2 tRNA genes, 2 rRNA genes and 1 other annotated feature are annotated in these 5422 nt (G+C 51.5%); all 4 genes read right to left on the reverse strand.

Annotated features, from left to right (window positions below):
* Window positions 1-2: 2 nt before the first annotated feature.
* Window positions 3-87 (reverse strand) — a sequence feature (5S ribosomal RNA rRNA prediction is too short).
* Window positions 88-227: 140 nt separating this feature from the next.
* Window positions 228-3119 (reverse strand): 23S ribosomal RNA (locus tag N5C28_RS23830).
* Window positions 3120-3361: 242 nt separating this feature from the next.
* A tRNA-Ala gene (locus tag N5C28_RS23835) sits at window positions 3362-3437 on the reverse strand.
* Between the two features lie 31 nt (window positions 3438-3468).
* Window positions 3469-3545 (reverse strand) — tRNA-Ile (locus N5C28_RS23840).
* 65 nt (window positions 3546-3610) lie between these two features.
* Window positions 3611-5146, reverse strand: a 16S ribosomal RNA gene (locus N5C28_RS23845).
* The 16S and 23S rRNA genes sit together here with 2 tRNA genes alongside, the layout of an rRNA operon.
* Window positions 5147-5422: the final 276 nt, after the last annotated feature.

A 5422-nucleotide genomic window follows, 5' to 3' on the forward strand; every position in this document is an offset into this window, starting at 1 on the left:
AAGCTCCACACTACCATCGGCGATGCATCGTTTCACTACTGAGTTCGGGATGGGATCAGGTGGTTCCAACGCTCTATGGTCGTCAAGCAATTCGGTTGCTGCTTCGGGGTTTAGCCGCTGCAGCGAATTGGGTATGTGATGTCTGGGTATTGCGTGTCTTGCAAACTTTCGGTTTGTTGTCGACTTCAACCATCGAGCACACAAACAACAAATTGTTTGGGTGTTATATGGTCAAGCCTCACGGGCAATTAGTACTGGTTAGCTCAACGCCTCACAACGCTTACACACCCAGCCTATCAACGTCGTAGTCTTCGACGGCCCTTTAGGGGATTCAAGATCCCAGTGAGATCTCATCTTGAGGCAAGTTTCCCGCTTAGATGCTTTCAGCGGTTATCTTTTCCGAACATAGCTACCCGGCAATGCCACTGGCGTGACAACCGGAACACCAGAGGTTCGTCCACTCCGGTCCTCTCGTACTAGGAGCAGCCCCTCTCAAATCTCAAACGTCCACGGCAGATAGGGACCGAACTGTCTCACGACGTTCTAAACCCAGCTCGCGTACCACTTTAAATGGCGAACAGCCATACCCTTGGGACCGGCTTCAGCCCCAGGATGTGATGAGCCGACATCGAGGTGCCAAACACCGCCGTCGATATGAACTCTTGGGCGGTATCAGCCTGTTATCCCCGGAGTACCTTTTATCCGTTGAGCGATGGCCCTTCCATACAGAACCACCGGATCACTAAGACCTACTTTCGTACCTGCTCGACGTGTCTGTCTCGCAGTCAAGCGCGCTTTTGCCTTTATACTCTACGACCGATTTCCGACCGGTCTGAGCGCACCTTCGTACTCCTCCGTTACTCTTTAGGAGGAGACCGCCCCAGTCAAACTACCCACCATACACTGTCCTCGATCCGGATAACGGACCAGAGTTAGAACCTCAAGGTTACCAGGGTGGTATTTCAAGGATGGCTCCACGCGAACTGGCGTCCACGCTTCAAAGCCTCCCACCTATCCTACACAAGTAAACTCAAAGTCCAGTGCAAAGCTATAGTAAAGGTTCACGGGGTCTTTCCGTCTAGCCGCGGATACACTGCATCTTCACAGCGATTTCAATTTCACTGAGTCTCGGGTGGAGACAGCGCCGCCATCGTTACGCCATTCGTGCAGGTCGGAACTTACCCGACAAGGAATTTCGCTACCTTAGGACCGTTATAGTTACGGCCGCCGTTTACCGGGGCTTCGATCAAGAGCTTCGCGTTAGCTAACCCCATCAATTAACCTTCCGGCACCGGGCAGGCGTCACACCCTATACGTCCACTTTCGTGTTTGCAGAGTGCTGTGTTTTTAATAAACAGTCGCAGCGGCCTGGTATCTTCGACCGGCATGTGCTTACGGGGTAAACCCTTCACACTCACCGGCGCACCTTCTCCCGAAGTTACGGTGCCATTTTGCCTAGTTCCTTCACCCGAGTTCTCTCAAGCGCCTTGGTATTCTCTACCTAACCACCTGTGTCGGTTTGGGGTACGGTTCCTAGTTACCTGAAGCTTAGAAGCTTTTCCTGGAAGCATGGCATCAACCACTTCGTCGTCTAAAAGACAACTCGTCATCAGCTCTCGGCATTAAGCGCCCGGATTTACCTAAGCACTCTGCCTACCACCTTAAACAAGGACAACCAACGCCTTGCTGGCCTAGCCTTCTCCGTCCCTCCATCGCAGTAACTAGAAGTACGGGAATATTAACCCGTTTCCCATCGACTACGCATTTCTGCCTCGCCTTAGGGGCCGACTCACCCTGCGTCGATTAACGTTGCGCAGGAAACCTTGGTCTTTCGGCGTGCGAGTTTTTCACTCGCATTGTCGTTACTCATGTCAGCATTCGCACTTCTGATACCTCCAGCAAGCTTCTCAACTCACCTTCACAGGCTTACAGAACGCTCCTCTACCGCTCATCCAAAGGATGAACCCGTAGCTTCGGTGTATGGTTTGAGCCCCGTTACATCTTCCGCGCAGGCCGACTCGACTAGTGAGCTATTACGCTTTCTTTAAAGGGTGGCTGCTTCTAAGCCAACCTCCTAGCTGTCTAAGCCTTCCCACATCGTTTCCCACTTAACCATAACTTTGGGACCTTAGCTGACGGTCTGGGTTGTTTCCCTTTTCACGACGGACGTTAGCACCCGCCGTGTGTCTCCCGTGCTGACACTTGCTGGTATTCGGAGTTTGCATCGGTTTGGTAAGTCGGGATGACCCCCTAGCCGAAACAGTGCTCTACCCCCAGCAGTGATACACGAGGCGCTACCTAAATAGCTTTCGAGGAGAACCAGCTATCTCCGAGCTTGATTAGCCTTTCACTCCGATCCACAGGTCATCCGCTAACTTTTCAACGGTAGTCGGTTCGGTCCTCCAGTCAGTGTTACCTAACCTTCAACCTGCCCATGGATAGATCGCCCGGTTTCGGGTCTATACCCAGCGACTAAACGCCCTATTAAGACTCGCTTTCGCTACGCCTCCCCTATTCGGTTAAGCTCGCCACTGAATATAAGTCGCTGACCCATTATACAAAAGGTACGCAGTCACCTAACAAAGTAGGCTCCCACTGCTTGTACGCATACGGTTTCAGGTTCTATTTCACTCCCCTCTCCGGGGTTCTTTTCGCCTTTCCCTCACGGTACTGGTTCACTATCGGTCAGTCAGTAGTATTTAGCCTTGGAGGATGGTCCCCCCATATTCAGACAAAGTTTCTCGTGCTCCGTCCTACTCGATTTCATTGAAAAGAGATTTTCGCGTACAGGGCTATCACCCACTATGGCCGCACTTTCCAGAGCGTTCCGCTAATCTCAAATCAACTTAAGGGCTAGTCCCCGTTCGCTCGCCACTACTAAGGGAATCTCGGTTGATTTCTATTCCTCAGGGTACTTAGATGTTTCAGTTCCCCTGGTTCGCCTCATACACCTATGTATTCAGTGCATGATACCTAGCTTGTGCTAGGTGGGTTCCCCCATTCAGACACCTCCGGATCAAAGTCTGTTTGCCGACTCCCCGAAGCTTTTCGCAGGCTACCACGTCTTTCATCGCCTCTGACTGCCAAGGCATCCACCGTATGCGCTTCTTCACTTGACCATATAACCCCAAGCAATCTGGTTATTGTCTCTAACGTGAAGACGACATTCGCCGAAAATTTGCAATTGAGAACACGCAAATTTTACCTTGATTGATTAACTGCCAGTGAAAGCAGCCAATCAGTCACTTCTATCACATACCCAAATTTTTAAAGAACGATTTTCTTACTGGCCAAAGACCAGAAATCAACATTCAACTGTCACCAGGAATGCTCATTTCTGAACTCTACACAGACGCTGTAATGGTGGAGCCAAGCGGGATCGAACCGCTGACCTCCTGCGTGCAAGGCAGGCGCTCTCCCAGCTGAGCTATGGCCCCATATACCTACAAGGCCTTACCCCACAACAATTGGTGGGTCTGGGCAGATTCGAACTGCCGACCTCACCCTTATCAGGGGTGCGCTCTAACCAACTGAGCTACAGACCCAATCGTCTTTCGCAATGAATCAAGCAATTCGTGTGGGAGCTTATGAAGAAGCTGATGTCGTCGATTAAGGAGGTGATCCAGCCGCAGGTTCCCCTACGGCTACCTTGTTACGACTTCACCCCAGTCATGAATCACACCGTGGTAACCGTCCTCCCGAAGGTTAGACTAGCTACTTCTGGTGCAACCCACTCCCATGGTGTGACGGGCGGTGTGTACAAGGCCCGGGAACGTATTCACCGTGACATTCTGATTCACGATTACTAGCGATTCCGACTTCACGCAGTCGAGTTGCAGACTGCGATCCGGACTACGATCGGTTTTATGGGATTAGCTCCACCTCGCGGCTTGGCAACCCTTTGTACCGACCATTGTAGCACGTGTGTAGCCCTGGCCGTAAGGGCCATGATGACTTGACGTCATCCCCACCTTCCTCCGGTTTGTCACCGGCAGTCTCCTTAGAGTTCCCACCCGAGGTGCTGGTAACTAAGGACAAGGGTTGCGCTCGTTACGGGACTTAACCCAACATCTCACGACACGAGCTGACGACAGCCATGCAGCACCTGTGTCTGAGTTCCCGAAGGCACCAATCCATCTCTGGAAAGTTCTCAGCATGTCAAGGCCAGGTAAGGTTCTTCGCGTTGCTTCGAATTAAACCACATGCTCCACCGCTTGTGCGGGCCCCCGTCAATTCATTTGAGTTTTAACCTTGCGGCCGTACTCCCCAGGCGGTCAACTTAATGCGTTAGCTGCGCCACTAAGTTCTCAAGGAACCCAACGGCTAGTTGACATCGTTTACGGCGTGGACTACCAGGGTATCTAATCCTGTTTGCTCCCCACGCTTTCGCACCTCAGTGTCAGTATCAGTCCAGGTGGTCGCCTTCGCCACTGGTGTTCCTTCCTATATCTACGCATTTCACCGCTACACAGGAAATTCCACCACCCTCTACCGTACTCTAGCTCGCCAGTTTTGGATGCAGTTCCCAGGTTGAGCCCGGGGCTTTCACATCCAACTTAACGAACCACCTACGCGCGCTTTACGCCCAGTAATTCCGATTAACGCTTGCACCCTCTGTATTACCGCGGCTGCTGGCACAGAGTTAGCCGGTGCTTATTCTGTCGGTAACGTCAAAATTGCACGGTATTAACGTACAACCCTTCCTCCCAACTTAAAGTGCTTTACAATCCGAAGACCTTCTTCACACACGCGGCATGGCTGGATCAGGCTTTCGCCCATTGTCCAATATTCCCCACTGCTGCCTCCCGTAGGAGTCTGGACCGTGTCTCAGTTCCAGTGTGACTGATCATCCTCTCAGACCAGTTACGGATCGTCGCCTTGGTGAGCCATTACCTCACCAACTAGCTAATCCGACCTAGGCTCATCTATTAGCGCAAGGCCCGAAGGTCCCCTGCTTTCTCCCGTAGGACGTATGCGGTATTAGCGTTCCTTTCGAAACGTTGTCCCCCACTAATAGGCAGATTCCTAGGCATTACTCACCCGTCCGCCGCTGAATCATGGAGCAAGCTCCACTCATCCGCTCGACTTGCATGTGTTAGGCCTGCCGCCAGCGTTCAATCTGAGCCATGATCAAACTCTTCAGTTCAATACTGCTTGGGTTTTGAGAAAACCCTAAACTTGGCTCAGCAATCGCAAATAAACTCTCGAATTCACGAGTGTTACTTGTGTTGCTGATAATCTGTTGACTACCAGTCTTACATCACAAGCACCCACACGAATTGCTTGATTCAGTTGTTAAAGAACAGTTGGTTAAGTCTTTCGTCTCAACCGAGGCGCGCATCTTACAGCACCCTCATCTTCCGTCAAGCGATTTCGAAAATTTCTTTTCAAACTCAACCGCTTGCACCTTCGATTCGCTTCA

Origin of the sequence: Pseudomonas sp. GD03944, from assembly GCF_029839275.1 — a bacterium.
Lineage (GTDB): Bacteria > Pseudomonadota > Gammaproteobacteria > Pseudomonadales > Pseudomonadaceae > Aquipseudomonas.